The organism is Pseudomonas sp. R5(2019) (genome assembly GCF_009905435.1).
Classification (GTDB): Bacteria; Pseudomonadota; Gammaproteobacteria; order Pseudomonadales; family Pseudomonadaceae; genus Aquipseudomonas.
The window spans coordinates 329,379-355,124 of the sequence record NZ_JAAAMT010000001.1; the positions used below are offsets into that span (position 1 = coordinate 329,379).

Here is a 25,746-nt window from a genome sequence, read left to right on the forward strand (position 1 = left end):
AGCCCCACCTATGCCAATCAAAGTCAACACCGCTGAATGCCGATAAATGAACAGACCCTAAGGAATTAACCAACTTTAATCCCATATTCGTATATTTTCACACTCTTTCCATGCTGCATCGCCTCCATCATTTACCAAATGGATTGCACCATATCTAAAAACGATTTGAATGATAATTCCTCGTCTGTGAAAGTCGAGAAACGGGCCGACTGACTCGTCCCAATGAACTGTGATGTGCTCGATCTAGTTCCACCAGAAGGCAAAGCCAATATTGCACGATTCGCATTTGGCAGGTGGCGAGCACGCGGTACATACCGATGCAAACGCACCTATAAAGCTAGCCCCACCCAAACAAGATCAAAGTACAGAGGATCATCTGAATGCAATCTGAATATCTGCATTATCGCTCCACAGTAAACACTCTTCCCGAAAAACGTCAGAACGCGCAAACCGCAGTCGATAACTTAAAGAACTGGCAGTCAGCTGTTCAGGAAGTTACACAATGGCCCGGCTATGAAGTTCTGCCCTTGTGGTCACTGGACAACCAAGCGAAGAAATTAGGCTTCGGCAAAATCTTCTATAAAGACGAAAGCCAACGCTTTGGGCGCAAGCTGGGCAGCTTTAAAGCGCTGGGGGCGCCTTACACTGTCTTCATGTTGCTGGCAGATGCCGTTGAAAAGGCCACCGGCGCCCGACCGAGTGCGGCCCAGTTGCGCACTGGTGAGTTCAAGAAAATCACCGAACGCGTCACCGTCTGCGTCGCAACGGACGGTAACCAAGGTCGCGGGTTGGCTCACGCCGCCGCCACGTTCCACTGCCGCTGCGTGGTTTACATTCATGGACATGTCAGTCCTGGCCGCAAGGAAGCAATGGAAGCCTACGGCGCCATTGTCATCCGCATTGACGGTGAGTACGAAGCCTCCGTCAAACGCGCGAAAGAAGATGGGCGTATGAACGGCTGGCATTTTGTAAGCAGCACTTCATGGGCGGACTTTGAAGAACCGCTTCCACGCCATGTCATGAACGCCTATATGGTGATGGTTGAAGAAGCCATGGCCGCTGTGCCTGACCTTTCAAAGATCACGCACGTATTCATGCAAGGTGGCGTGGGAAGTATTGCTGCCGCAGTTTTCCTGGGTATCGCGCTGCGCTTGGGTGAACAGAACCTGCCTCGGTTTGTCATGGTTGAGCCAAGCGAAGCCGATTGCCTTTATCAAAGCGCTTCGATCGGTGTACCAACTCCCTCCTCCGGCACCTTGCATACGACTATGGCGGGCTTGGCCTGTCGCGAGGTCTCGCCGGCTGCATGGAAGTTGCTGGAGTGGCTCTGCACTGACTACGTAGCCATTCCTGATGCCTGGGCAGTTGATGCCATGAAGGCGCTCGCCGACGGCAACAACGACACCCCAATTGTTTGCGGTGAGTCGGCCGCTGGTGGTTACGCAACCGTGCTCAAGGCAGCTGCAGACATGGAGCTGAAAGCGAAACTCGGTCTGGACGAGAACAGCCAGATCTTGCTTTTTGGCTGTGAAGGCGCGACCGATCCGGAAATCTACCAGAAACTGGTAGGCGTTTCCGCCACGGAAGTGTTTGAACGCCAGAAGCAGTCCGCGCTGTGAGGCGATGAGTTTACGCAAGCGACGTTACTATTGAGCAGCAGATTGAAGGTTACCCATGCAATCGAATGAACGCGATATCAAGCTAGCAGAGCTGGCGTCGACTTTTGGCTTGGACGTCCAAGAAAATCCAGTTTCTGGCGGCCTGTATGAGCCGGTGACCATCGACGGAAATTCACTGTATCTCAGTGGCCAGATACCAAAAATTGGCGACGCGGTGACTCACCCCGGCAAGGTTGGTCAGGACTTATCCCTGGGCGATGCGAAGACCGCCGCCGCCCTTTGCGCGCTGCGCGCGGCGATCGTACTCAAGCATTCGCTTGGCTCGCTTGCGGCAGTAGAAAAGATCCTACGGATCAACGTGTTCGTTCAAGGTGCCGACGGCTTTTCACAACAAACCCAAGTAGCGGATGGTGCGTCGGAGCTACTGCGTAACCTGTTTGGTGAGGCTGCAGGTCACGCACGTACCTCCGTCGGCGTCGCAGGGCTCCCAAGAAATGCTGCAGTAGAACTGGACATGATTGCTGTCAGAAAGCGGTAGCTGACTCCCAATAACAAAACACAGGGGCGGCGGTTGCGTGAAACGGTAAGGATACTCTCTAGTAGTTGCCTTTGCTGCGCCACAGTACCCGCCCTCCCAGCCCAGTCTCATTGAGCCAAAGGCAACCCGGTGAAACCCGTGCAAACAAATACTCAGTCTGATTTCATCTCACCAGATGACCTACGCGCAATTTTTTCCCAAAAGATGTCTGATATGTACAAGGCCGAGGTGTTGCAATACTCAACCCTCCTGAGCATTGTCGCTGACGTCAACGAGAACACGCTTAATCAACACGATGAACTGCGCGCCGCATTGAGCCGAACAAATGATCTCAATCGGCTAACCCAGGAATATCACGGCGCAATCAGGCTCGGCACCGCCCAGGAACTCGCTACCCTGCGACGGATGTTCCACGTATTGGGTATGTTGCCGGTCGACTACTACGATCTAAGCGTCGCTGGCGTGCCAGTACATGCGACTGCATTCCGCCCCGTCTCGAACGAATCGCTGGCAAAGAACCCTTTCCGAGTTTTTACTTCTCTTCTGCGCCTAGAACTGATCGACAATCTGGAACTACGTGCCACAGCTGAACGGATTTTATCCGGCAGGAATATTTTCACAGGTAACGCAATTGAGTTGCTTGAACTGGCTGAGCAACAAGGTGGCCTATCGTCCGTAGAAGGAGCTGAGTTCGTTTCCGAGCTGATCGAAACGTTCAGGTGGCACAGCGAAGCCACCGTAGATGCGCAGACCTTTGACCGTCTACAGGATGCTCATCGCCTGGTGGCTGACGTGGTGTGTTTCCGTGGCCCGCATATCAACCATCTCACACCTAGAACGCTGGACATCGACCAAGCCCAGGCGGAGATGCCTAAGCGTGGCGTACAAGCGAAGCAACTAATTGAAGGGCCACCCCGGCGCAACGTCCCCATCCTTCTCCGCCAGACGAGCTTCAAGGCGCTTGAAGAACGTATTCGCTTCGTAGCAGACTGCGACGGTGCGCACACTGCCCGCTTTGGTGAGATTGAACAGCGAGGTTCTGCCCTAACGCCCAAGGGCATGGCGCTCTATGACGAACTGCTCAGCGAAGCTCGCCGTGCGATCGGTGCAGAAGCTGTCTCTTATGAAAACAATCTAAAGGCAGTTTTTAAAAAATTCCCCGATAGCCTTGAAGACATGCGGATCCAGGAACTGGCGTATTTTAAATATTCCGCTGGCCCGGGATACCAACCGGAGCACGCCAAGCTGCTGCCACTGGAAGATCTAATCAGCAAAGGGTTGGTACTTGCCGATCCGATCATTTACGAAGATTTTCTTCCTGTCAGTGCCGCCGGAATCTTCCAGTCCAACCTTGGTGGAACAGAACAAAAAGAGTTCGCCTCGAACGCGGCTAAAGACAATTTCGAGCGTGCTCTTGGCTCTTCCGTACTAGACAAATTCCAACTGTACGAGCACAGCCAACGAGAGTCCCTCGCCAAGCTGGGCTTGGCCCTCTGACCTGACGTCAGTACCGCCACACAGTTGGAGTGAGGGGTATGGCGTGCAGACCGATCGATCTACTCTCTGGCCCAAGAGGGTAAATGATCGGTGCCTCCGCCATACCCTCACCTTCACCAGGCTGACCAGTCGTCGCTACTCGGTCAACCGTTAGGGCCTTGGCGCTGCGTTCGGCAACGCGTTATTGATCGTATGGATAGCGGCATAGAGATTAGCGATTGTACTTCGCAGCATCCGATGATGGATGCTGAGCCGAACAAGCTATTTGCCAACAGCTATTGTCGTACCACAGACAAATTAACTACGAGCCTGCGGCTCGCGGCAAACAATAACAACGAGCGCAAACCCTACTTCAAAGTCCTGCCATCGGAATAAATCAACAATCAGACAGGCGGTAACAATGATTGGATATTACTCGCGCAATGGGGAAGACAACCTCCTCTACATCCAATCAGAGAAATCACTTAAAGAGATCCGATGTCCCTACTCATTGAGACAGGCCAAGGATGCCAAATAAGACACTTTCAAACAGCGTTGCGAGAATAACTTCGCTAAAAAACAAAACAGGCATCCAAAAATAGATGGCGATAAACGCCACCGACACTTATAGGCAAATTATGAATAAGCTCATTGTCCGCTTTATATTAATAGCCATGGTACTCGGTATTGTACTGGGCGCTGGCGTGCACCACACCGTGACTGACGCAAAAGTTCTGGCTGACATATCAGGATACCTGTCTATTGGGACTGATGTGTTTATGCGTCTGATCAAGATGATCATCGGCCCTCTTGTCTTCGCCACATTAGTCCCTGGACTGTCACGTATTGGCGACTCAAGTGACATTGGCAGGGTGGGAGCCAAGGCCATGGCCTGGTTCATCAGCGCGTCCTTCATCTCGCTGTTACTTGGGATGCTGCTGGCCAACCTAATGCAGCCAGGCGTCGGTATGAATTTGTCGTTACCAGCACCCGACGCTCAAAGCGGCCTAAACACTGCTGCCTTCTCGTTGAAGGACTTCATCACCCATCTGGTACCACGATCGATCGCCGAAGCGATGGCGCAAAACGAGATCCTGCAAATCGTGGTGTTCTCGATCTTCTGCGGGACTGCCTTAGCTGTCATCGGTTCGAAAGGTGAGCCGGTTGTTGTGCTAATCGAATCCATCTCCCACATGATGCTGAAGATCACCGAGTTCGTAATGTGGCTTGCACCGCTGGCAGTATTTACAGCCGTTGCCAACATCATTGCGCTTAAGGGATTGGGGATTGTTGTCACCTTTGCAAAATTCATCGGCTGCTTCTACTTGGGAATCATCACCCTTTGGATCTTGCTGATTTTCGCGGGATATCTAGTACTTGGTCGTCGGGTCTTTGAGCTCATCCGCACGGTAAAAGGGCCATTTCTGCTGTCTTTCTTCACCGCGAGCTCCGAGGCATCTTTTCCTCAACTGCTGGTGTGTCTGGATAAATTTGGCGTCAAACGCAAGATCTCCGGGTTCGTCTTGCCCCTGGGCTACTCGTTCAACCTTGATGGCACGATGGTCTATTGCACCTTCACCGTCTTGTTCATTGCTCAAGCCTATGGCATCGATATGCCACTGACCACGCAGCTGGGCATGCTGTTGATGTTGATGGTGACGTCGAAGGGCATTGCCGGTGTACCAAGGGCATCGCTCATTGTGATTGCGGCAACATTGACTCACTTTGGATTGCCTGAGGAAGGCATTCTTTTAGTGATGGCGATCGACACCTTCCTGGACATGGGCCGGTCAGCAACGAACTCGGTTGGCAACTCCATCGCATGTGCGGTCATAGCGAAGTGGGAAGGTGCCCTGCAGTCATCGAAAGAAGCAGAGGCCGAAATGGAAGCGACCAATCTTTCGTTGAAAGCCGCAAAGCCTGAATACGTTACGCTGGAACGCGAGGATGCAATAAGAACATAGCCAGATCAGGATGGATCTATCGTCAGATCTCCCGGGGCGACATGGAAAGTCGCCTACGCAACACAAGCGAGTCATATAGATGCCTCGCTGTTCCCCACAAGCCGGTTGCCGGCATATATTTTGAATCGCTAAATCCCCTCCTCCGCAATTCATCGCCCTCCCCCTCAGAAACTGTGTCTTCGCCTGTCAAACACACCTTGAACGGCCGACAAGCTCGGCGCTGCTGTTGGCGCTTCCCGCGCGGCAGTCGACGCAGGTTTCGTACCGAACGACATGCAGGTCGGCCAGACCGGCAAGATCGTCGCGCCACAGCTGTACACCATGCCTGTGGGGAACCGCCGTCAAGCAACGACGACATGATTTAAACCTAGACGATAGCAATCGACTTGCACTGCCCGCCCTCACCATTACCGGCCTCTTCTCTGCCACCACCGCTATCCACCTTTTTCACCTCAGAAAAGCTTCCAGGTGTAAGTGGCGATCAAACGGTTTTCATCAAACTCGGCGCCGTAGCGTGCCTGTGTTTCGATGTGCCGCATCTCCAGCGCCACCCCTTTTAACGGGCCGTGCTGTACCACGTAGCTGATGTTGAAATTGCGCTCGCTTTCTACGTTGTCTTGCAGGTTGGCGCCGCGATCGATGTCAGTGCCGCGCAGGTAGCGCACCATCATCTTCAGGCCAGGCATTCCCATGGCGGCGAAGTCGTAATCGTAGCGGGCTTGCCAGGAGCGCTCCTCGGCCTTGTAGAAGCCCAGCGTCGACCAGTTGACCAGGTAGGGCTGCGGGACATAACCGTTGAGGAGCGGGTACGCGTCATCGCCATACATACGCTGGTAGCCCAGGGTGTACGTGCTCGCGCCTTTGCGCAGCGCGCTCATCAGGCCCAGGGAACGGTTGTCCAGACGGCCGGACAGCTCGCTTCCATCTTCACTGTTGTGGAAGTAGCGAACATCGTTCTTGAGGCTAAAGCCATTGCCCAGGTCCAGCGTCTGCGCCAGTGCAACGTAATGTTGTCGGTAGATATCCTCCAACTGGCCGAAATACCAGGTGCCATTCAAGGTCGGCGTGAACTCGTACCGCACACCCGCAAAGTTGAGCCCGTCACTGTGTTGCGACGGGCTATCGCCAAACAGGAAAATATCTTCCTTGTTGGAGGATTCCCGAGTGGCAATCTTCCAGAATCTGCCGGCGTTGAGGGTCAGTTTGTCCCATTCCCTGGACTCGACCGTGGCGCCCTCATAGGTGGTCATCAACTGCCTGGAGTCATCGATGTAGGCCACCGGCAATGTCGGCCGTTGTTCTCCGACCCGCAGTTCGGTCCTGGAAACCCTGACTTTGCCGGTCACTCCCGAGCGGCCATAGTCGCGCACCGGCTCGCCTTTGCTTCGGTCGTAAGGCAACACGCTGTCAGGACTTCGGCCGCCGCCGCCATCGAGGCGATAGGCGAACTGGCTGAAGGTGTCCAGGCCAAACTGGACCGGGCCATCGGTGTAGCCCGACCGGTAGATCAGATCGAAACCCTGACTCCAGCTGCCGACCCTGGATTTGGGCGCGTCCTTTTGTTTGAAGTCTCGATCGACATAGAAATTGCGCAAGCCCAAGGTCAGTTGACTGCCCTCCACGAAGTCAGCGCGTACGCCGGGGCTCAGAGAGAGGGTTATCAGTGCGCCCAAGGCACCAATGCGTACGGATGCAATCATGCGTCACTCCAATGGTTCATCTTATTGTTGTTTTTCAAGTCGCACGAACACCCCGGCCACCCCGCGCCACGGCGGGGCCATCCGGTTTGAAACGAAGAGGAAAATGAAGGGGCAAAGGGTTTCGAGAGGCTGTTACAGGCTCTGCTGAGGTTTCGGGTGACCGACACGCTGTTCCGAGCGCTGATGGGCCACTAGCAACACCGCAAATACAGCGATGACCCCAGGCACTGCGAAGATCACGAAATTGTGCTCGAAGGGCAGACTCAGGCTAAGCAGGAAGCCGCCCAGCAGCGGCCCTGCCACCGCCCCGCAGCGACCCACCGCCGCCGCCATGCTGACGCCGGTCGAGCGTACCTGGGTCGGGTACAAGTCAGCAGCCAGAGTGTGCACCACCGACAGGCAGCCAACGGTCGAGCCGCCCGCAACCAGCAGCAAGGCATAGAGCGTGGTGGTGTCGGGCCTGATCCCCAGCAGCGAAATGGAGGCTGCGGCCAAGGCGAAGAACAGTACCAGCGTTTTCTTGCACCCCCATCGGTCAGCCATGACACCGCTGATCAGCGTGCCAATGAGCGAGCCAACGTTCATCACCACCAGAAACACAATACTGGAGCCCAATGGATAGCCACCATTGCTCATCAGCTTGGGCAGCCACGTGTTGAGCCCGTACACCATCAGCATGCACATGCCGAAACCGAGCCACAGCATCAGGGTGCTCAAGGTGCGGCCATTGCCAAACAGTGCGGAAATGGAGGTTTGGCCCGCGTCGCTCAATTCGCTGCGCGCCAGGACGTAAGTCACGTCGCCAGCCAACCTGTGCTCCGGGTTGACCCGATGCAGGATCGCAGCGACTTCCGCCTGGCGGTTGCGGTGCAGCAGGTAGGCGACTGACTCGGGCAAGGTTTTGTACAGCAGCGGCAAGGCAAGCAATGACAACCCGGCGATATAGAACGGAGAATGCCAGCCAAAGACCGGAATCAAGTAGACGCCGGCCACGCCAGACAACAACCCACCCACGGCAAAAAAACTCAGCATCAGGTTGATCAACCGGTTGCGGCAGCTGCCCGGTGACATCTCCTTGAGTATCGTCACCAGATTGGGCACCACCCCTCCCAGGCCGGCCCCGGTCAGGAACCGGCATATGGAAAAACTGGTGGGCCCGGTGGCGAAGGCGTTGGCCAATGCCGCCACGCTGAACAGCGCCACACAAAACAGAATGACGCGACGTCGGCCGAAACGATCGGCCTGAGTACCCAAGGTCACTGCACCAAACATCATGCCGACCATTGAACTGGCACCCAATGCGCCCGCCTCCCCTGGGGAGAGTGACCATTGACTCATGACATGAGGCAGGACGGACCCGTAGATAACCAAGTCATAGCCATCGAACAACATGATGAAGGAACACCAGAAAACCAGCAGATAGTGAAACCGATTGAGGCGGGCGCTATTCACAACTTCGGAGGCATTGATCGAGGGCATAGGTGGTTGCTCTTATTATCGTTGAACCCGGGGTGGCAGTACGGTTACCGCCGCCCATGGGAGCCTGTGAGTGAATTCACCAGGTTCCCTTGGCAAAACGATATGGATACACTGCGAATAGATCAAATAGATAGATTTATGAATTAACTATAAACAGAGGCTATATTCACAGCCATGATCGACCTCAATCTCGTACGGGTATTCGTCACCATTTTTGAAACCGGTAGCGTCAGCGGTGCGGCAGAACGACTGCACGTCACTCAGCCATCGGTCAGTTATGCGCTCTCACGCCTGCGGACCCTGCTCAATGACCCGCTGTTCAAACGCAGCCGTGATGGAATGCAGCCCACGTTCCTGGCCACGCAGCTTTATGCAAAGTTCCGCTATTCGCTCTCCGAGATCGAACGCGCCATCGCCCAGACCAGCCATTTCGACCCACGCGTATCGACCCGTGGGTTCCGCCTGGCACTGTCGGACCTTGGCGAAGTGTTCTTCCTGCCCTATATCCTCCAAGCCCTGCAGCAGCAGGCCCCACAGGCCGAGCTGGAAGTTATCCAGATCGACATCGACAAACTGGGCGAATGGTTGAAAACCGGGAAAATCGACGCTGCCATCTGCAACCGTAGCGAATTGCCCCTGGATGCCAATTGCGACCTGATCTTCGATGAGCGCTATGTCTGCCTGGTGAGCGCCGAGCACCCGCGCATCGGCGAAACCATGACGATGGCCCAGTATCTGGAGGAGCATCACGTCGTGGTGTCAGCCGTTACCGGACACCATGTGGTGGAAGACCGCCTGCGAGAAGCGGGGCTCGAGCGCAAGGTACGCTTGCGTGTACCCCATTTCAGTGTCTTGCCTGAAGTCGTATCCAGCAGCGACTTGTTGGTCACGCTGCCTGCCCGGGTCGCGCGCATGTTTGCTTCGCGCAGTGCCACTCGAGTGGTGGAGTTGCCCTTTGCCGTCCCGCACATCGAGATCAGCCTGCAATGGAACGACCACGACAGCGACATCCTGGCCCAGCGTTGGTTTTGCCGGCTGCTCAAGGACACCTTGATGGATTTGTAATGGACGCCCTCAACCAATATAGACACTGATTATACTTAATAGAAATATCATCTATTTGATCTATTCAGATCGGGCTTTTACCGTAAAGCCTGAAGTCCAGAATGAGATCAATGCGATGACCACTGTTCACGCCACAACCTACGAACTGCTTCGACAGCAAGGAATCACTACCGTATTTGGCAACCCGGGTTCCAACGAATTGCCTTTTCTCAAGGATTTCCCAGCCGATTTCCGCTACATCCTGGGCTTGCATGAAGGTGTGGTGGTGGGAATCGCAGACGGCTACGCCCAGGCAACCGGAGCGCCCGCATTCGTCAATCTGCATTCCGCCGCCGGCACCGGCAATGCCATGGGGGCACTGAGCAACGCCTGGAACTCCCACTCTCCCCTGATCATCACAGCAGGTCAGCAAACCCGCGCGATGGTGGGCATCGAAGCATTACTGACCAACGTCGAGGCCACCAACCTGCCCCGCCCGCTGGTGAAATGGAGCTATGAACCTGCGAGCGCGCAAGAGGTGCCGCATGCCATGAGTCGCGCCATTCACATGGCATCGATGGCACCGCGCGGTCCGGTGTATCTGTCGGTGCCCTATGACGACTGGGCAAAGGAGGCAGACCCGCAAAGCACGCACCTTCTCAAGCGTCAGGTGGTGAATGCGGGTGGCCTGAGTGACGACTTGCTGGCCGATCTGCTGGAGCAGCTGGCCAGTGCCCGCAACCCCGTGCTCGTGCTGGGGCCCGACGTTGATGCTGCCCAGGCAAACGAACATTGCGTGACCTTGGCAGAGCGCCTGAAGGCCCCCGTCTGGGTGGCACCTTCGGCACCACGGTGCCCATTCCCGACCCGCCACCCCAACTTCCGCGGCCTGTTGCCGGCCGGTATTGCCACCATTGGCAAGCTACTGGAAGGTCACGACCTGGTGCTGGTGCTCGGCGCGCCGGTGTTCCGCTATCACCAATATGACCCGGGCCAGTACCTGGCTGCTGGCACGCGGCTGATCGCCGTGACCTGCGACCCCCTGGAAGCCGCACGCGCGCCCATGGGCGACGCCATTGTCGGCGATGTGGGATTGATTGCCGCGACCCTGGCCGCGCACGTTCCGCTGGCCGATCGACCTGAGCTCAAGGCACTGCCCGCCCCTGAACCAGTGGAACAATCGGACGGGCCACTGCGCCCGGAAGTGGTGTTCGACACCCTCGACGAGATCGCTCCCAAGGACGCCATTTACCTCAACGAATCGACCTCCACCACGGCGCTGATGTGGCAGCGGCTTGGCATGCAACAACAGGGCAGTTACTACTTCGCGGCAGCCGGAGGCCTTGGCTTCGCCATGCCAGCGGCCGTGGGTGTGCAATTGGCCCAGCCCGAGCGTCGCGTGATCGCGGTGATCGGCGACGGTTCGGCTAATTACAGCATCACCACGCTCTGGACCGCGGTCCAATACAACATTCCCACTATTTTCATCATCATGAACAATGGCACCTATGGCGCGCTGCGCTGGTTTGCAGGGGTGCTGGAAGTCGAAAACGTTCCAGGCCTGGACGTGCCAGGTATCGACTTCTGCAAAGTGGCCCAGGGCTATGGTATGCGGGCGCTGAAGGCCAACGACCGCGGCCAACTCGAGGATGCGCTGCACCAGGCTCTTGCCTTGAACGCCCCGGTTCTTATCGAAGTGAGCACATTGGGGCCGCTGGGCTGAGGAGTTTCGTGCATGTCGAATCGCACCCCACTTAATGTTGCCGACTACCGCGAACTGGCACGCCGGCGTCTGCCGAAGATGGTCTTCGATTACCTGGACGGCGGCGCAGAAGATGAAAAAGGGCTGGCGCATAACCGCAGCGTCTTCGACAGCTTGCGCTTCAAACCCAAGCGACTGATCGATGTCAGCCAGCGCGAACTGGCTACGCCGCTGTTCGGAAAACCACAGGCGATGCCCCTGCTGATTGGGCCGACAGGTCTGAACGGAGCACTGTGGCCTGAGGGCGATCTTGCCCTGGCCCGCGCGGCCGCTCGCGCCGGCATTCCCTTCGTGCTATCCACGGCCTCGAACCTGTCGATCGAGGACGTAGCGCGCCGCTGTGAGGGTGAACTGTGGTTTCAGCTGTATGTGGTCCATCGCAGCCTGGCCGGGCAAATGGTTGATCGTGCGCTAGCGGCCGGTTATCGGACGCTGGTCTTGACCACCGACGTCGGGGTCAATGGCTACCGTGAGCGCGATCTGCGCAATGCATTCAAGATGCCCATGAGTTTCACCCCCAACGTCCTGCTCGATGGCTTCCTCCATCCGCGCTGGTCGCTGGACCTGGTGCGTCATGGCATGCCCCAGCTTGCCAACTTTGTCAGCAGCCAAGCGACCAGCATCGAGGTGCAGGCCGCGCTGATGAGTCGGCAGATGGACGCCAGTTTCGACTGGCAAGCCCTGCGCTGGCTGCGCGACAAGTGGCCTCACCGGCTGTTGGTCAAAGGTGTGCTGGACGAAGATGATGCCGCTCGTTGCATCGCTGAAGGCGTCGATGGCGTCATCCTGTCCAACCACGGTGGCCGGCAGTTGGACGGCGCCATCTCACCGATCGAAGTGCTGGCGCAGACGGCCGCAAGCATCGACGCCCCCGTTTTGGTCGACAGCGGCTTTCGCCGTGGCGCCGATGTGGTCAAGGCGTTGTGCCTGGGCGCCGATGCCGTGTTGCTGGGCCGTGCCACGTTATATGGCCTGGCCGCCCGTGGCGAGGCCGGTGTCGACGAGGTGTTGCGCCTGCTTAAAGACGACATCGACCGCACCCTCGCCCACATCGGCTGCCCCTCGGTGCAGCAGCTGTCGCCCGCCTACCTGGACTTGCAGATGCCGAGCGCGCCTGACCGGTCGGCGGTCGCCTCCCTTCCTCCACGTGAACTTGCGAGAAGATAATCCATGACTGCTGCATCCATCACCGGCGTCAAATCCCGCGCCGTCAACGTTCCCCTCGCCTACCCCATCCACACCGCGGTTGGCACCGTCGCGACGGCCCCCCTGGTATTGCTTGACCTGATCACAGATGCCGGTGTGACCGGGCATGCCTATGTGTTCGCCTACACCCCTTCTGCCCTGAAGCCTCTCAAGCAGATGATTGATGAAGTAGCGCGGCTGATCGAGGGCGAGCCGCTGGCCCCCCACGACATCGAACACGCCTTGAGCAAGCGCTTTTGCCTGTTGGGTTTTACCGGCCTGGTCCGCATGGCGGCCGCGGGCATCGACATGGCCGCCTGGGACGCACTGGCCAAGGTACAGAAATTGCCTCTGGCCAAGTGCCTGGGCGGCAGCCTGCGCCCGATCAAAAGTTACGACAGCCACAGCCTGGACGGTGAGCGGCTGGCCACTGAACGCGCAAGCCTGGCCGCCGAGGCCGGGTTCAAGGCGGTCAAGACCAAGATCGGCTACAGCACGCTGGCCGAAGATGTGCGAGTGGTGCGCAGCATGCGCGCCGAGGTCGGCCAGGACTTCGACATCATGGTCGACTATAACCAGAGCCTTGGGGTAGCCGAGGCCATCCGCCGTGGCCAGGCCCTGCAGGATGAAGGGGTTACCTGGATCGAGGAACCGACCGTGCAATACGACTATGCCGGGCACGCCCAGATCCGCAAGGCGTTACGCGTGCCGATCCAGCTCGGTGAAAACTGGTTCGGGCCAGAGGAGATGTTCAAGGCCCTGTCGGCACAGGCCAGTGACCTGGCGATGCCCGACCTCATGAAGATTGGCGGCGTGACCGGCTGGCAGCGCGCCAGCGCATTGGCTCAGCAATTCGGCTTACCGGTGTCCAGCCACCTGTTCCAGGAGTTCAGCGCTCACCTGCTGGCGGTCACCCCTACAGCCGACTGGCTGGAGCGCCTGGACATCGCCGGTGCGGTGACCGAACCCACGCTGGTATTCGAGAACGGCCATGCCGTGATTCCAGACCTGCCTGGCGCCGGGATCATCTGGCGAGAAGAACAGATCACCAAGTACAGCATTTGAGCACCGTACTCGAGCCGCACAGCCACGCCACTCTTTCAGATCAGGAAAGCCCGCATGAACTACCTTGCCCCCGTCGCCATCGACGCACTTTTCGCCCAGCAACAGGCGTTCTTTGCCTCACGCCAGACCTACGACATTGCCTTCCGTAAACACAGCCTGGAGCGCCTGAAACTGGCGCTGCTCAACAACCGGGAGCTGCTGTATGCAGCGCTCGACGCCGACCTGGGCAAACCGCGCGAGCACGTTGACCTGGCGGAGATCGGCGCGGTCGTCCATGAAATCGACTTCGCCCTGGCGCACCTCGATCAATGGACTGCCCCCCAGGCAGTACCGACAGCCGACATCATCGCCCCCTCGCAGTGCTATATCACTCAGGAGCCGTTTGGCGTGACCTACATCATCGGCCCATTCAATTACCCGGTGAACCTCACGCTCACGCCGCTGATCGGCGCCATCATCGGTGGCAATACCTGCATCCTGAAACCTTCGGAAACCACACCGCAAACATCGGCCATCATCGAAAAGATCATGACTGAAGCGTTCTCCCGTGATTACATCGCCGTCGTCCAGGGCGGGCGCGAGGAAAACACCCATCTATTGAGCTTGCCGTTCGACTTCATCTTCTTCACCGGCAGCCCCAGCGTCGGCAAGGTGGTGATGCACGCCGCTGCCGCGAACCTCACCCCGGTGGTATTGGAACTGGGCGGCAAGTGCCCACTGATCGTGCTGCCGGATGCTGATCTGGATCAGGTGGTATCCGAAGTGATGTTTGGCAAATTCATCAACAGTGGCCAGACCTGCATCGCGCCAGACTATCTGTATGTTCACAGCAGCATCGAGCAAGCGCTGCTGGCTAAACTGGTCGAGCGGGTCAAGCATGAATTGCCGGATATGGCCTCCACCGGCAAGCTCGTCACCAGCCATCAAGTCGCTCGGCTCCAGGCCATCCTCGGCCAGAGCCGCGGCAACGTGCGGGTAGGCGGCCAGGCCGATGCAGACAAGCGCATCTTCAGCGCCACGGTGGTCGACCAAGTGCAATGGGGTGATGCACTGATGGCCGAAGAGTTGTTCGGTCCGATCCTTCCGGTCCTGAGTTTCGAGTCGATCGAGTCGGCGGTCGAATTGATTAACCGCCATCACCCCAAGCCGCTGGCCGTTTATGTGTTCACCGGCGACGCGGAACAGGCCAAACCCATCATCAACCACATCCAGTCCGGTGATGCCCAGGTGAACGGTGTCATGCTCCATGCCTTCTCACCGTACCTGCCATTCGGCGGCGTAGGGGCTTCAGGCATGGGCGAGTACCACGGCCACTACAGCTTCCTGGCGTTTACCCATAAAAAATCCGTGCGGATCGTGGCTTGACCTTCACTGGTTCAGGGCTGACTGAAAGCCGCTGCAGGTAAGCAGCGGCCTGGCATGCGCAAAGGTGTTGCCGCCGCGTCAGGACTGGATGTTTCAGTCACTTCACCTAAAACCGCAAAACCGCCTGGAGCCAAATGCGTTCGCCCTTGGCTCGATTTTCTACCTGGGTCTCGTGTTGCCACTTCACAAGAACACCAAACGCCGGCGTCTGGTATTTCAGTGAAGGGCCATAAGCAAGCACTCGTCCGCGATTGCCATCATCGCCCACGGATAGACCGTGGCTTTCGTCGTCCGACACTTGTTTATACAGGTACCCGCTCATCCCGATTTGCCAATTGCTGCTGACGCTATAGCCCAAGTGATAGTCAGCGATCACCTCATCGCCTGACGTGTAATTCGTCGCGTCGTTTTTGCCGTTTACCATGTACAGAATTTTCGCACTCATCTCCCAGTTCTCTATGGGGTGAGCGGTCAGCGAAAACCAAGGGGAATACGACAGTACATTGGTGCCTGCGTTGAAGAGCCGGTCTTTGTCATAGGAGCCTGTGGGCAGATAAAAATCCACCCCCACCATTTGGTGATAACGCGAAGACCCCCACCCCAGAAACAATGGCGTCACCGCCACATTGGCAAAGCCCTCACTCTTGCCACGGTAGCGGACACGCCCTTGGGGCGTATTTGCATAGAAGCTCACCTCACCCTTGATAAAGGGCAGCGCCGCACGACTCGCCAATGTCCCGCCCAACAAGGAGTAGTCTGAATATACATAGTCAAGACAGACCGCCAGTGCCTGATAGCGGAGCATAAAATCTTCTATGCCCGCCTTGCTGTGGCCGTTTGTATCCTTCAGCTCATTCGATTCATAGGCGGACGCGTACAAAAACGTCGTAAGCCCTGGCGGTGGCATTCGACCGGCCAATGCGGTATCAAGACCGAGCGGATAAGCCGTTCCATTATATTCCGTGGCAAATGCTTGAGTTCCGGTCAGCAATAAGCAGGCCGTACAGGATGAAAGGAATTTTGTTCGAAGGGGCACAGCACTTACGCGCAGCATAAGAGAGGATCTCATATAAATTATTATTTTTGGATTACAGAGATTTGTGCGATTTATCAGCGTGCAAAACAATTAACGGTGTTCTATTTTCCGTCTGAAATGTCCAGTGCCTGCCTCCAGCAAAGGGTCAGCGGTTGCCGGAGGCTATTTTAATTACCTGTCACCACGCCGTTGTTCCGCCGTCCACTCTTATATCGGCACCGGTGATGAATGAGCTTTCGTCCGACGCCAGGAACAAGGCGGTGGCCGCCACCTCTTCAGGTTTGCCCATGCGCCCCAGCATCACCTTGCCCACCATTGCTTCAGCCCACTCGGGGTCCTCCAGCAACGGAAGGGTTTGCTTGGTTTCGATCAGGCCGGGAGAGATGCTGTTCGCGCGCAAGCCATGGACACGCCCTTCCATCGCCAGCTGTCGAGTCATCGAAAGCACGGCTCCTTTCGCAGCGGAGTGCGCGATACCGGGCAATAAGCGATAGGTCGACCATGCCGAGACGGAGGCGGTATTGATAATGGACGCGCCCGGCGATTTGATCAGTTCTGGCCAGGCGGCTCGCACAAGATTGAACACCAGGTTCAACTCTTGATCGATGGTCCGATGCCAGTCGTCATCCGAAATCTGGTCAACCCAACCGAAATAAGCCATCGCCGCATTATTGAACAAGACGTCGACTCGACCGTAGCTCGACACGGCCAGTTCTACCAGCTGCTTGCAGTGAGCCATATCCGTTAGATCGCAGTTGCTCAGAGAGACCATCTCCCCGCCCATCGACGTGACCTGGTCCAGTGTCTGTTCAGCCGCTTCGCGGTTGATATCACAGCCGACCACTTTCGCGCCTTGCCGGGCGAACATCAAAGCCGCTGCCCGCCCCATGGAGCCACCGGTGCCGGTCACAATGCACACCTTGTCTTTCAAACGATCACTCATGACTTTTTCCTGCATTGGATAATTATTAGGGGTATTCAAACGAGCGCTTCCCGCCGATCGAGAGCGCAGGCACATCATCGGCAGGGGAAGCAGTTCATCAGGCGCAACGAGGAAATGATTTTTAAACGTTAACTATTCAAGCGGCTTTCGACGAACTTTCACGCATCTGTTTAAGTGTTGAGTTCACCGCAGCCAGATAGGCCGCTTCCATGCCTTTGGCAAACTCGGCTTCTTGTGGGCTGTTGGCTTCGACGCCGACCAGCGTGAAGTCGAAGGTGAAGCGCAAATACAAGTTTCCGCCCTCTTCTTCAATGATATTTTTAATGATGCCGCGAGCATTGCCGGAAATCCTGACAAACTCGACACGCTCTTGAGGAATGAACGTGATCAATTCCCGCAGCGTCTCACCGTGCAATTCCACTTCGCGGATCAAACGGTCGCCCTGCTCTTCAATCACATCACAGCGTGAGATCGCACTCACATAGGGCACGGCATTTCGCGCTTTGTTTACCAAGCCCTGCCAGACCTGGTCTTTGTTCAAGTGCGTTGCTTCAGTGGCGGGGTTGACTTCAAGACGACGGCTTACAGTAATCATGGTGACACCTTTTAATTAATTGAACCGCACAGACAATCACTGACGAGAGGATGACTGCAGACATAAAACAACGGCCGCATCAGATGGCCAGGTAACCGCCGTCCACGGACATTGACGTTCCCGTGACAAAACTGGCGGCATCCGACAATAGCCACAGCGCGGCGGCGGCGATCTCTTCAGGCTGCCCGAAGCGACCGATCGGATGCCGATCACGCAGCGCCTGGAACTGCTTGGCAAAGTTCGGTTCCTGGCTGGCACGCAGAATCAACGGCGTCTCGATAATGCCCGGCAGAATGGCATTGACGCGGATATTGCGGGGGCCGTAATCCACGGCGGCGGCTTTGGTGAGGCCAACGACACCATGTTTTGCGGCGATATAATCGGAGGCTGAACTGATCGCCACAGCCCCCAATGCAGAAGCGGTGTTGACAATCGACCCGCCGCCAGACATGAGCATGGCCCGCACCTGGTGCTTCATGCAGTAGAAGACACCGGTCAGGTCAATATCGATAATGCGCGCCCAGGCCTGCGCAGAAATTTCATGCAGGGGCAAATTGCTCTGTTCAATTCCCGCATTATTGAACGCGCCATGCAGCGCGCCGAATCGATCCACCACTTCGGCAATCGCGGCTTCGATGCCCGCTTCATCGGTGACATCGCATTCGATGGCATGGGTGTTGCCGCCGCTGGCCTTTACGGTTTCAGCGACATCCTGCAAACCGGCAACATCACGGTCCAGCATGATGACCCTGGCACCGGCTTGTGCAAATGCGATCACGGCGGCTTTTCCGATACCACCGGATGCGCCGGTGACCATAATGTTTCGTTCCAGCAAATCAGTCATAGCGGGGCTTCCATCGGCTACGTTGTTGTTATCACGTGCCACTCAGGCCCTACCCGAGCGGTCGCTGAACTTTAGGTAGCCCGACACCGACTGACTAGACAACGAAATCGCTAAAGACTGTTGCTCGCACGCACCAATGAATATTCGAATCGCTTCAACTGTTGAACAATTCCATGATCAAACGCCGCAACCAGACGCCCCTGGGTGCCTCATGAAAGCGGGCATGCCAGTATTGCTTGAGGTCGTAACGGGGGATTTCCATCGGCGGTTCAATCATCCTGACGTTCAGGTGGTGGGTGTACAGGTTGGCGACTGTGCGGGGTAACACCACAATCAGATCGGAGCGCTCAATGATGGAAGGCACACTCATGTAGTGAGACGTCTGCAGCACAATGTTGCGGCGAATGCCGGCTTTGCTCAGGTGCGCTTCGAACATTTCCTGGCGGCGGCTGCCATCGCGCACCTGAAGATGCTCCAGCCTGCTGAAATCTTCCAGCGACAGGCGCTCGCCGGCCAAGGGATGATCGAGTCGGATCAGGCAGGTCAGGTCGTGCGAGAACAGTCGCTGTTGGTAGATGTTGGGCGTTGTCAGGTCGGGAAAATAGCCGAGCACCGCATCCACCCGGCCTTCATGCAGACTCTCCACCAATGCCTCGGGTGCCAGGCTGACGGTACGCACCCGAGCTTTCGGTGCAACATGGCGCAAGCGTTCGAACAGCGCAGGCAGAAAAACCACCTCGCCGACTTCGCTCAGGCAAAAGACGAACTCATGCTCGCTGGTGGTGGGGTCGAACGAGGGGCCGCTGAGAATATCCCTGTCGATGATCTCGATCACTTCCCGGGTGCGTTCGATAATGCCCTGGGCCCGCGGCGTGGCTTCCATCAAGTTGCCCGAGCGAATGAACAAAGGATCGCCCAGTGAATGGCGCAACCGAGCCAACGCGGCACTCGCCGCGGGTTGGCTCATGCCCAGCCGCTTTGCGGCGGCGGTGACATTACCGGTTTCATAAACGGCCAATAAAACACGAAGTAGATTCAGGTCAGTACGCATTTTTATAACAAGACCAAATAGTTTGAATACACAGAATTCCCACGCTAGGCGCGATCCAGTTGCTCGCGCAGAAACTCAATGAAGCGCTGAGTCTTGGCTGGCAGTAAACGTGTTTCCGTCAGGGCGTAGACCGCAATGGGATTAGGCTGCCATTGCCCAAGGATGCTGCGCAGCGCGCCACTTTGCAGGTCATCTGCGGCAATGGCTTCAGGCAAAATCGCGATCCCCAGATCGAGGGTCGCCAGGCGGCGAATCATCCCCACGCTGTTGAGCTGAAAGCGCCCGCCGACCTCAACCTCGATCGTTTTACCGTGGTTGGATAACTGCCAACTGCCGGTCTTGAGCGTGCGTAGACGCAGGCATTCGTGATGCACCAGATCAGCAGGATGTTCCGGTTCGCCGTATCGCTGCAGGTAACCCGGCGAGGCATATAAGCGACGAGGAAGGCTCGCCAGCTTGCGTGCGATCAGATGTGAATCGGCAGGTTCGCCCATGCGGATCACCACATCGACCGGCTCACTCACCAGGTCGACCTGGCGCGGTGTCAGGTCAAACTCAAAGCTGATCCCGGGGTAGCGCCGGGCAAACTCGGCGATGTGGGGAGCCAGATAGACGGTGGCAAAGTCCACGGGCAGCGACGCTCGCAACAGCCCGCTGGGGTGCGCGAGCATCTCGCCCAACTGTTCATGGGCAAGCCTGGCTTCGTCGACGATGCGCTTGCAGCGGTCGAAATACAGCTGCCCGGCCTCGGTCAGTTCGATCTTGCGGGTAGTACGATGTAACAGCCTCAGGCCGATAGCCTTTTCCAGGCCGCTGATCCGCCGTGACACGGTCGAGTTGGGCATCCCCATCGCCTCAGCCGCCCCGCGGAAGCTGCGTGCTTTGACGACTTCTACGAACAGGGCCATGTCATTCAAAAGCTCCACGTCGATTGCTCCATCAGTGGATCAGTCAATTCAATTTTAGCCAGTTTATCTCGTCTGCGGATTGATGAAAGATACTCCCATCAACTCACCGAGGAGTACCGCAGCCATGATGACGACTGCACGTATGCAACGCATGAATCACGGCGGCCAATTTCGCGCGTTCTCCCTTCGTGGCGAACATTCGGCCGGGACCCTCGACCCCTTTCTGGCGGTCGACCATGCCTGGATGAGCGGGCCAACCTTTCCACCGCACCCGCATGCGGGCTTCTCGGCGGTGTCGTATTTGTTCCTCGACTCAGAGACAGGCATCGACAACCGTGACTCGCTGGATAACCGCAACCTGATTCAGCCAGGTGGCTTGCACTGGACCGCTTCTGGCCGTGGAGTGGTGCATGAGGAAGTGCCTGCAGAGCCCGGCAAAACGGTGCATATGCTGCAGATATTCATCAACCTCCCCGTTCAGCGCCAGGATGAACCGCCGTTTGTCTTGAGCATCGCGCCTCAGGATGTTCCTGTCATTCGCACCCCGGGCGTCAAGGTGAGAGTCCCGCTGGGCAGCTACGCCTCGCTCAGCTCGCCACTGGAGCTGCCCACTGAGGTGACTATGCTGGATATCTCGCTGCAGGCCGGGACGTCGGTCAAGGTTCCGATCCCCGAAGGGCAAACGGCCTTTGTCCTGCCAATTAGTGGCGAGGTCTGGGTCGACGATCTCCCTTACAACATGGACGAACCCAAGGTCCCCGTGAATCTGCCTCACACCGAGGATCGCATCGTCACTTTGTCCGCCAGAGACGGCAACCTGAAAGCCGTGTTGTTTCACGGCTTGCCGCTCGGTCAACCAGTCCACTGGCAAGGGCCGTTGGCTCTTGCTTCTTCAACCGCTCTGTCGAAGGCGGTCGACGCCTATCGCCATGGCGAATTCGGAACGCTGCAACCGCGCTGATGGACTTTCACAGCCGTTGAACCGGGGCCTGAGCGCCCCACCCTACCTGCCAGGAGAAAGCATCATGTCTTACGAAAAATTCAGTGCTGACAACGCTGCCCTGCTGCTGATCGACCATCAGGTCGGCACCATGGGCTGGGTGAAATCCATTCCTTTCGAGGAGCTTAAACGCAACGCGCTGATGCTTGCCGAGGCCGGCAGCATCTTGAAACTCCCCGTGGTCCTCACCTCGAGCATGGAGGAACATGCGCAAGGCCCGCTGCTCAAGGAGCTGGAGCAGATTCTGCCGGCCGAGTTTGCTTCGCGCATCAAACGACTGGGCATCGTCAATGCCATGGACGACGAAAACTTCGCGGCAGCCGTCAAGGCGACCGGTCGTAAAAAACTGATCATCGCCGGGGTCACCAACGATGTGTGCACGGTGTACCCGGCTCTGAGTCTGGTCCGCGACGGTTATGAAGTTCAGGTCGTCGCCGATGGTGGCGGCTCGCCCACCGCCATGGCCGATGACATCGCCTTGCGCCGAATGGAAAAAGGCGGCGTCACGCTGACCACGACCAACCAGGTCATCGCGGAGCTGGCGGGAAGCTGGGCCACACCCGAGGGCGGTCAGCTGGTACAAGTGCTGATGAAGGCGCTGCAAGGCTGAACAGTCCAGGGCATGACTGGCCGCAAGCTGTCACAGGCCCGGCCAGTCAACCCCGATTGAACGCCCACCCTAATTGCAAGAGAGCACACGCTGCATGAAAGACCTGAATGACCTCTATTACTTCGTTCTTGTGGTCAAGCATGGAGGCTTTTCCGCGGCAGCAAGAGCCACAGGCATCGAAAAAACCCTGCTCAGCCGGCATATTGCCTTTCTGGAAAAGCGAGTGGGCGCCCGCTTGTTACACCGCACTACGCGCCAGGTTTCGCTGACGGAAGCCGGTCAGCACTTTTATACCCAGAGTCTGGCCGTCGTCGATGGCGCTGAGGCGGCCTATGAAAGTGTCGAACATCTTCGACGCGAACCCGTTGGCATCGTGCGCTTGAGTTGCCCGCAGGTCATGGCGCAGAGCTACTTGTCTCCGCTGCTGCCCGCGTACATGGAAAAGTATCCGAAGGTACGCCTGGAACTCAATGCGGTAGACCGGCAAGTTGACCTGTTTGAAGAGCGGTTCGACGTTGCCTTGCGCGCTCGCCCCCAGATTGAAGAAACGGCGGGGCTGGTTGCAAAGCGCCTGGGCAGCGCCAAGCGAATCCTTGTGGCAAGCCCCAGGTTCCTTGATCGCGTGGGTCGACCGGCCACGCTCAAGGCGTTATCAGAACTGCAGACACTCTGCCGGCCGGGTGATCTACACGATGGTATCGGCCGCTGGCTCCTGCATGGCTCAACCGATGAGGACATCCTGCTCAACCATAAGCCCTGCTTGATCTCGGACGATCTGCGAATGCAGTTGGAGGCAGCCGTCAATGGCCTGGGCGTCGCCCTGCTGCCAGAACCGATAGCGGCGGCTTCGGTTCGCGCCAAGGTTCTCGAGATCGTCATGCCCTCCTGGGCAGGTCCCACTCACCTTATTCATCTGCTCTATCCAAAGCCCAAAGGCATGTTGCCGTCAGTTCGCAGCCTGATCGATTACCTGAGCGAGCATTTGCCCCAAAGCATTCAGGAACGAAGCATCACCATCGACACGTCGGTTTGAACTACTGCCATGCCGATTGCTGACTGCGCAGCACCCGACTCACCATCTCTCTGAGCCATTTGTTTTGCGGGTCGCGGTGAAATCGATCGTGCCAATACAAATCGATCTCGAAGGAGGGAACCTGCAGCGGCAGCGGTTGAATGACAAGGGGGTAGTAGCGTGCCAGGATCTTCCCCAGCGCACAGGGTAACGTCCACACCATGTCGGTTTCGAGCAGCAGATGCGGGCCGGACAAATACTGGGGCACGCGCATCTTGATGCAATCTCTGCCACCCGCATCGATCAGCGCTCGCTCAAGGGCCAGATGGCCGCTACCGCCCGCCTCCACGATCAAATGCTCACATGCGCTAAAGGCTTCCAGGCTCAACCCGCGGTCGGCCAAGGGGTGATTGCGGCGCATCGCGCAGACGTAGTGTTGGGAAAAAACCGCTACGCGATGAATGTCGGTCTGAAGTGTCGGCATAAAGCCAAGCGCCAGGTCTATTCTGCCGGTTGCCAGACCATTGAGGGTTTCATCCATCCCGCCGCCGACGGTGTGCATGCGCGCCTGCGGTGCGAGACTGGCCAGTTCCTGAATGATCGGGGGCAGGCATACGACCTCGCCTACGTCGCGCATTCTGAGGGTGAAGGACTTTTGACACAGCTTTGGATCAAACCTGACCATCAGGCTTCCCGCTGCCCTGACCAGGCTAAGCGACTCCAACAGTTGCGGCGCGATATGGATACAGAACGGGGTAGGCTCCATCCGTCTGCCGACCAGTGTGAACAGCCGGTCGCCATAGTTCTGTCGCAGACGCTTGAGCGCCCCACTGACGGCTGCCTGGGTCACGCCCAGGTTCTGCGCGGCAATCGAAGCCGAATGATCTCGCCAAAGCGCTTCAAAGGTGTAAAGCAGATTCAAATCCTTCATCACAGCGTTGACCACGATTCACGGAAAAAACGAAACACCTGCCAGCCGTATCCAGAGGCGACGGCCAGCAAGCGCGGAACCACTGTTACAGGTGCATGGACGACGGTGCAGAAGCCCGGATCAGATAACGGTCGGGCGTACTGGTGTACAGAGGAGAGAGATCAATATGGATACGATAATCATTGATCAACCGCTCGGCATTGAATCGCACCACCACACAGCACGGTACACCGACGATGACGCCATCCTGTTTGGTGTAGTACGTATCAAACTGCAATATGGTCGTTTCACCCTCATTCCACACCCCTTTGAGAACGTGTTCGAGGGAGACGATCTGGGAGAAGAAGCGTTCGATCCCGGCCCGCACATCCTCCTTGCCCGCTATTTCAGGCGCGTTGCCAAACCGAAACACGACGTCGTCCGCCAGATAGCTCAGAAAGCCCTCGACGGACTTGTTATCGACGCTTTCGAACATACCTTTCAATTCAGGGTTCATGGAGCACCTTTGATTCTTGTTGTTGTTTTTCGAGTCTGACTTTATTGACAGACCCTCTAGAGGGCAATACAGCAAAAACACCAAAGCCTGTTGCGCCACTGCACCAATCTCAGCGGCGTGTCAGGTCCAGCGCCACATCGACAATCATGTCCTCCTGGCCGCCGACCATCTTGCGTCGCCCCAACTCCACCAGAATGTCCACGGTGCTCAGGCCGTAGCGCTTCGCAGCGGCCTCGGCATGACGCAGGAAGCTGGAATAGACACCTGCATAACCCAACGCCAGGGTCTCCCGGTCCACGCGCACAGGGCGATCCTGAAGCGGACGAACGATGTCATCGGCGGCATCCATCAGCGTGTAAAGATCGGTGCCGTGGTTCCAGCCCAGCCGCTGGGCAGCAGCAATGAAGACTTCCAGTGGCGCGTTGCCGGCACCGGCACCCATGCCCGCAAGGCTGGCATCAACGCGATCGCAGCCCTCTTGCACCGCGACGATGGAGTTGGCAACGCCCAGGCTCAGGTTGTGGTGGGCATGAATGCCGGTTTGCGTCTGTGGATCGAGCACGTCTTTCAAGGCGCGGAATCGATCGCGTACGTCGCTCATGTTCAGAGCACCGCCAGAATCGACCACGTAAATACAGTTGGCGCCGTAGCTTTCCATCAGCTTGCCCTGCTGGGCCAGGCCCTGCGGGGTCTGCATATGGCTCATCATCAAAAAGCCCACCACGTCCATGTCCAGCTTGCGCGCGGATTCAATGTGCTGGCGCGACACGTCCGCCTCGGTGCAGTGCGTCGCGATTCGAGCACCGCGGGCGCCGGCCGAATGCGCATCCTTGAGGTCGTGGATAGTGCCGATACCGGGCAACAGCAGCGTGGTGATCATGGCGTGCCGGGTGACGCTCGCCACAGCCTCGATCCACTCCAGGTCGCTATGGGCGCCGAAGCCGTAGTTGAAACTGGAACCTTGCAAACCGTCGCCATGAGCGACCTCGATGGAATCGACCTTGGCGTCATCCAGGGCCTTGGCAATCTGCCTGGCGTTCTCGAGGCTGTACTGGTGGCGCACCGCATGGCTGCCGTCACGCAGGGTCACATCAGAGATGTAGATCTTTTTCGGTGTCATGAA

23 protein-coding genes and 1 pseudogene are annotated in these 25,746 nt (G+C 57.4%); 13 read left to right on the forward strand and 11 right to left on the reverse strand.

The window, feature by feature from the left end; translation table 11 throughout:
- Window positions 1-380: 380 nt before the first annotated feature.
- The 5 genes and pseudogenes from GUY40_RS01395 to GUY40_RS01415 form a co-directional block, all read left to right on the forward strand.
- Window positions 381-1,619, forward strand: coding sequence for a diaminopropionate ammonia-lyase (locus tag GUY40_RS01395; protein ID WP_166567135.1), 1,239 nt, complete (start codon window positions 381-383; stop codon window positions 1,617-1,619).
- A 55-nt stretch (window positions 1,620-1,674) separates the two neighbouring features.
- Window positions 1,675-2,157, forward strand: coding sequence for a RidA family protein (locus GUY40_RS01400; protein WP_166567136.1), 483 nt, complete (start codon window positions 1,675-1,677; stop codon window positions 2,155-2,157).
- A 204-nt stretch (window positions 2,158-2,361) separates the two neighbouring features.
- Window positions 2,362-3,654: a VOC family protein gene (locus GUY40_RS01405; protein ID WP_178117631.1), complete on the forward strand. Its 1,293-nt coding sequence runs from the start codon at window positions 2,362-2,364 to the stop codon at window positions 3,652-3,654.
- 617 nt (window positions 3,655-4,271) lie between these two features.
- Window positions 4,272-5,597 carry a dicarboxylate/amino acid:cation symporter gene (locus tag GUY40_RS01410; RefSeq protein WP_166567138.1) on the forward strand — a complete coding sequence of 442 codons (1,326 nt, stop codon included), beginning with the start codon at window positions 4,272-4,274 and terminating at the stop codon, window positions 5,595-5,597.
- Window positions 5,598-5,801: 204 nt separating this feature from the next.
- Window positions 5,802-5,915: pseudogene (locus GUY40_RS01415) on the forward strand (FAD-binding protein); the annotation flags it as partial.
- Window positions 5,916-6,049: 134 nt separating this feature from the next.
- On the opposite strand, the gene GUY40_RS01420 reads toward GUY40_RS01415, so the two are convergent.
- A complete protein-coding gene (locus GUY40_RS01420) occupies window positions 6,050-7,297 on the reverse strand; it encodes an OprD family porin (RefSeq protein ID WP_166567139.1) in 1,248 nt (415 codons plus the stop codon).
- Window positions 7,298-7,429: 132 nt separating this feature from the next.
- Window positions 7,430-8,776 (reverse strand): aromatic acid/H+ symport family MFS transporter, encoded by a 1,347-nt coding sequence (locus GUY40_RS01425; RefSeq protein ID WP_166567140.1) that lies wholly within the window; start codon window positions 8,774-8,776, stop codon window positions 7,430-7,432.
- Between the two features lie 174 nt (window positions 8,777-8,950).
- Between GUY40_RS01425 and GUY40_RS01430 the strand changes: the two genes are divergently transcribed.
- From GUY40_RS01430 to mdlD, 5 genes are all read left to right on the forward strand, one after another.
- A complete protein-coding gene (locus GUY40_RS01430) occupies window positions 8,951-9,841 on the forward strand; it encodes a LysR family transcriptional regulator (protein WP_166567141.1) in 891 nt (296 codons plus the stop codon).
- Between the two features lie 115 nt (window positions 9,842-9,956).
- Window positions 9,957-11,543: a benzoylformate decarboxylase gene (gene mdlC / locus GUY40_RS01435; RefSeq protein WP_178117621.1), complete on the forward strand. Its 1,587-nt coding sequence runs from the start codon at window positions 9,957-9,959 to the stop codon at window positions 11,541-11,543.
- A gap of 12 nt (window positions 11,544-11,555) precedes the next feature.
- Entirely contained in the window at window positions 11,556-12,749 is a 1,194-nt protein-coding gene (locus GUY40_RS01440; RefSeq protein WP_166567142.1) for an alpha-hydroxy-acid oxidizing protein, read from the forward strand.
- 3 nt (window positions 12,750-12,752) lie between these two features.
- The gene (locus GUY40_RS01445) at window positions 12,753-13,832 is read left to right on the forward strand and encodes an enolase C-terminal domain-like protein (RefSeq protein WP_166567143.1); all 1,080 of its coding nucleotides are present in this window, start codon (window positions 12,753-12,755) and stop codon (window positions 13,830-13,832) included.
- A 54-nt stretch (window positions 13,833-13,886) separates the two neighbouring features.
- Complete coding sequence (gene mdlD, locus GUY40_RS01450; protein WP_166567144.1) at window positions 13,887-15,197, forward strand: NAD(P)-dependent benzaldehyde dehydrogenase MdlD; 1,311 nt, start codon at window positions 13,887-13,889, stop codon at window positions 15,195-15,197.
- 106 nt (window positions 15,198-15,303) lie between these two features.
- Here the strand turns inward: mdlD and GUY40_RS01455 are convergent, their stop codons facing one another.
- The 6 genes from GUY40_RS01455 to GUY40_RS01480 all read right to left on the reverse strand — a co-directional run bounded on the left by GUY40_RS01455 (window position 15,304) and on the right by GUY40_RS01480 (window position 20,592).
- Window positions 15,304-16,251 (reverse strand): transporter, encoded by a 948-nt coding sequence (locus GUY40_RS01455; protein WP_166567145.1) that lies wholly within the window; start codon window positions 16,249-16,251, stop codon window positions 15,304-15,306.
- 160 nt (window positions 16,252-16,411) lie between these two features.
- Complete coding sequence (locus GUY40_RS01460) at window positions 16,412-17,176, reverse strand: SDR family NAD(P)-dependent oxidoreductase (protein WP_166567192.1); 765 nt, start codon at window positions 17,174-17,176, stop codon at window positions 16,412-16,414.
- A 136-nt stretch (window positions 17,177-17,312) separates the two neighbouring features.
- Window positions 17,313-17,771, reverse strand: a complete 459-nt coding sequence (locus GUY40_RS01465; RefSeq protein WP_166567146.1) for an SRPBCC family protein — start codon at window positions 17,769-17,771, stop codon at window positions 17,313-17,315.
- 79 nt (window positions 17,772-17,850) lie between these two features.
- Complete coding sequence (locus GUY40_RS01470) at window positions 17,851-18,615, reverse strand: SDR family NAD(P)-dependent oxidoreductase (protein WP_166567147.1); 765 nt, start codon at window positions 18,613-18,615, stop codon at window positions 17,851-17,853.
- Window positions 18,616-18,769: 154 nt separating this feature from the next.
- Entirely contained in the window at window positions 18,770-19,666 is an 897-nt protein-coding gene (locus tag GUY40_RS01475) for a LysR family transcriptional regulator (RefSeq protein ID WP_166567148.1), read from the reverse strand.
- A gap of 44 nt (window positions 19,667-19,710) precedes the next feature.
- Entirely contained in the window at window positions 19,711-20,592 is an 882-nt protein-coding gene (locus GUY40_RS01480; protein WP_166567149.1) for a LysR family transcriptional regulator, read from the reverse strand.
- Between the two features lie 106 nt (window positions 20,593-20,698).
- Here GUY40_RS01480 and GUY40_RS01485 point away from each other — a divergent pair, with 106 nt between their 5' ends.
- From GUY40_RS01485 to GUY40_RS01495, 3 genes are all read left to right on the forward strand, one after another.
- Window positions 20,699-21,535, forward strand: coding sequence for a pirin family protein (locus GUY40_RS01485; protein WP_166567150.1), 837 nt, complete (start codon window positions 20,699-20,701; stop codon window positions 21,533-21,535).
- Between the two features lie 64 nt (window positions 21,536-21,599).
- Window positions 21,600-22,184 carry an isochorismatase family protein gene (locus GUY40_RS01490; RefSeq protein ID WP_166567151.1) on the forward strand — a complete coding sequence of 195 codons (585 nt, stop codon included), beginning with the start codon at window positions 21,600-21,602 and terminating at the stop codon, window positions 22,182-22,184.
- Between the two features lie 94 nt (window positions 22,185-22,278).
- Window positions 22,279-23,217 (forward strand): LysR substrate-binding domain-containing protein, encoded by a 939-nt coding sequence (locus GUY40_RS01495; protein WP_166567152.1) that lies wholly within the window; start codon window positions 22,279-22,281, stop codon window positions 23,215-23,217.
- Window position 23,218: 1 nt separating this feature from the next.
- Here the strand turns inward: GUY40_RS01495 and GUY40_RS01500 are convergent, their stop codons facing one another.
- From GUY40_RS01500 to dmpG, 3 genes are all read right to left on the reverse strand, one after another.
- Complete coding sequence (locus GUY40_RS01500) at window positions 23,219-24,127, reverse strand: LysR family transcriptional regulator (protein ID WP_166567153.1); 909 nt, start codon at window positions 24,125-24,127, stop codon at window positions 23,219-23,221.
- An 85-nt stretch (window positions 24,128-24,212) separates the two neighbouring features.
- Entirely contained in the window at window positions 24,213-24,623 is a 411-nt protein-coding gene (locus GUY40_RS01505; protein WP_166567154.1) for a nuclear transport factor 2 family protein, read from the reverse strand.
- A gap of 109 nt (window positions 24,624-24,732) precedes the next feature.
- Window positions 24,733-25,743 carry a 4-hydroxy-2-oxovalerate aldolase gene (gene dmpG, locus GUY40_RS01510; RefSeq protein WP_166567155.1) on the reverse strand — a complete coding sequence of 337 codons (1,011 nt, stop codon included), beginning with the start codon at window positions 25,741-25,743 and terminating at the stop codon, window positions 24,733-24,735.
- Window positions 25,744-25,746: the final 3 nt, after the last annotated feature.

Excerpts from the sequence above, each read along its gene's own strand:
- GUY40_RS01395 (WP_166567135.1), top strand. The coding sequence starts at position 381 with ATGCAATCTGAATATCTGCATTATCGCTCCACAGTAAACACTCTTCCC.
- GUY40_RS01400 (WP_166567136.1), top strand. The coding sequence starts at position 1,675 with ATGCAATCGAATGAACGCGATATCAAGCTAGCAGAGCTGGCGTCGACT.
- GUY40_RS01405 (WP_178117631.1), top strand. The coding sequence starts at position 2,362 with ATGTCTGATATGTACAAGGCCGAGGTGTTGCAATACTCAACCCTCCTG.
- GUY40_RS01410 (WP_166567138.1), top strand. The coding sequence starts at position 4,272 with ATGAATAAGCTCATTGTCCGCTTTATATTAATAGCCATGGTACTCGGT.
- GUY40_RS01420 (WP_166567139.1), bottom strand. The coding sequence starts at position 7,297 with ATGATTGCATCCGTACGCATTGGTGCCTTGGGCGCACTGATAACCCTC.
- GUY40_RS01425 (WP_166567140.1), bottom strand. The coding sequence starts at position 8,776 with ATGCCCTCGATCAATGCCTCCGAAGTTGTGAATAGCGCCCGCCTCAAT.
- GUY40_RS01430 (WP_166567141.1), top strand. The coding sequence starts at position 8,951 with ATGATCGACCTCAATCTCGTACGGGTATTCGTCACCATTTTTGAAACC.
- mdlC (WP_178117621.1), top strand. The coding sequence starts at position 9,957 with ATGACCACTGTTCACGCCACAACCTACGAACTGCTTCGACAGCAAGGA.
- GUY40_RS01440 (WP_166567142.1), top strand. The coding sequence starts at position 11,556 with ATGTCGAATCGCACCCCACTTAATGTTGCCGACTACCGCGAACTGGCA.
- GUY40_RS01445 (WP_166567143.1), top strand. The coding sequence starts at position 12,753 with ATGACTGCTGCATCCATCACCGGCGTCAAATCCCGCGCCGTCAACGTT.
- mdlD (WP_166567144.1), top strand. The coding sequence starts at position 13,887 with ATGAACTACCTTGCCCCCGTCGCCATCGACGCACTTTTCGCCCAGCAA.
- GUY40_RS01455 (WP_166567145.1), bottom strand. The coding sequence starts at position 16,251 with ATGCTGCGCGTAAGTGCTGTGCCCCTTCGAACAAAATTCCTTTCATCC.
- GUY40_RS01460 (WP_166567192.1), bottom strand. The coding sequence starts at position 17,176 with ATGAGTGATCGTTTGAAAGACAAGGTGTGCATTGTGACCGGCACCGGT.
- GUY40_RS01465 (WP_166567146.1), bottom strand. The coding sequence starts at position 17,771 with ATGATTACTGTAAGCCGTCGTCTTGAAGTCAACCCCGCCACTGAAGCA.
- GUY40_RS01470 (WP_166567147.1), bottom strand. The coding sequence starts at position 18,615 with ATGACTGATTTGCTGGAACGAAACATTATGGTCACCGGCGCATCCGGT.
- GUY40_RS01475 (WP_166567148.1), bottom strand. The coding sequence starts at position 19,666 with ATGCGTACTGACCTGAATCTACTTCGTGTTTTATTGGCCGTTTATGAA.
- GUY40_RS01485 (WP_166567150.1), top strand. The coding sequence starts at position 20,699 with ATGATGACGACTGCACGTATGCAACGCATGAATCACGGCGGCCAATTT.
- GUY40_RS01490 (WP_166567151.1), top strand. The coding sequence starts at position 21,600 with ATGTCTTACGAAAAATTCAGTGCTGACAACGCTGCCCTGCTGCTGATC.
- GUY40_RS01495 (WP_166567152.1), top strand. The coding sequence starts at position 22,279 with ATGAAAGACCTGAATGACCTCTATTACTTCGTTCTTGTGGTCAAGCAT.
- GUY40_RS01500 (WP_166567153.1), bottom strand. The coding sequence starts at position 24,127 with ATGAAGGATTTGAATCTGCTTTACACCTTTGAAGCGCTTTGGCGAGAT.
- GUY40_RS01505 (WP_166567154.1), bottom strand. The coding sequence starts at position 24,623 with ATGAACCCTGAATTGAAAGGTATGTTCGAAAGCGTCGATAACAAGTCC.
- dmpG (WP_166567155.1), bottom strand. The coding sequence starts at position 25,743 with ATGACACCGAAAAAGATCTACATCTCTGATGTGACCCTGCGTGACGGC.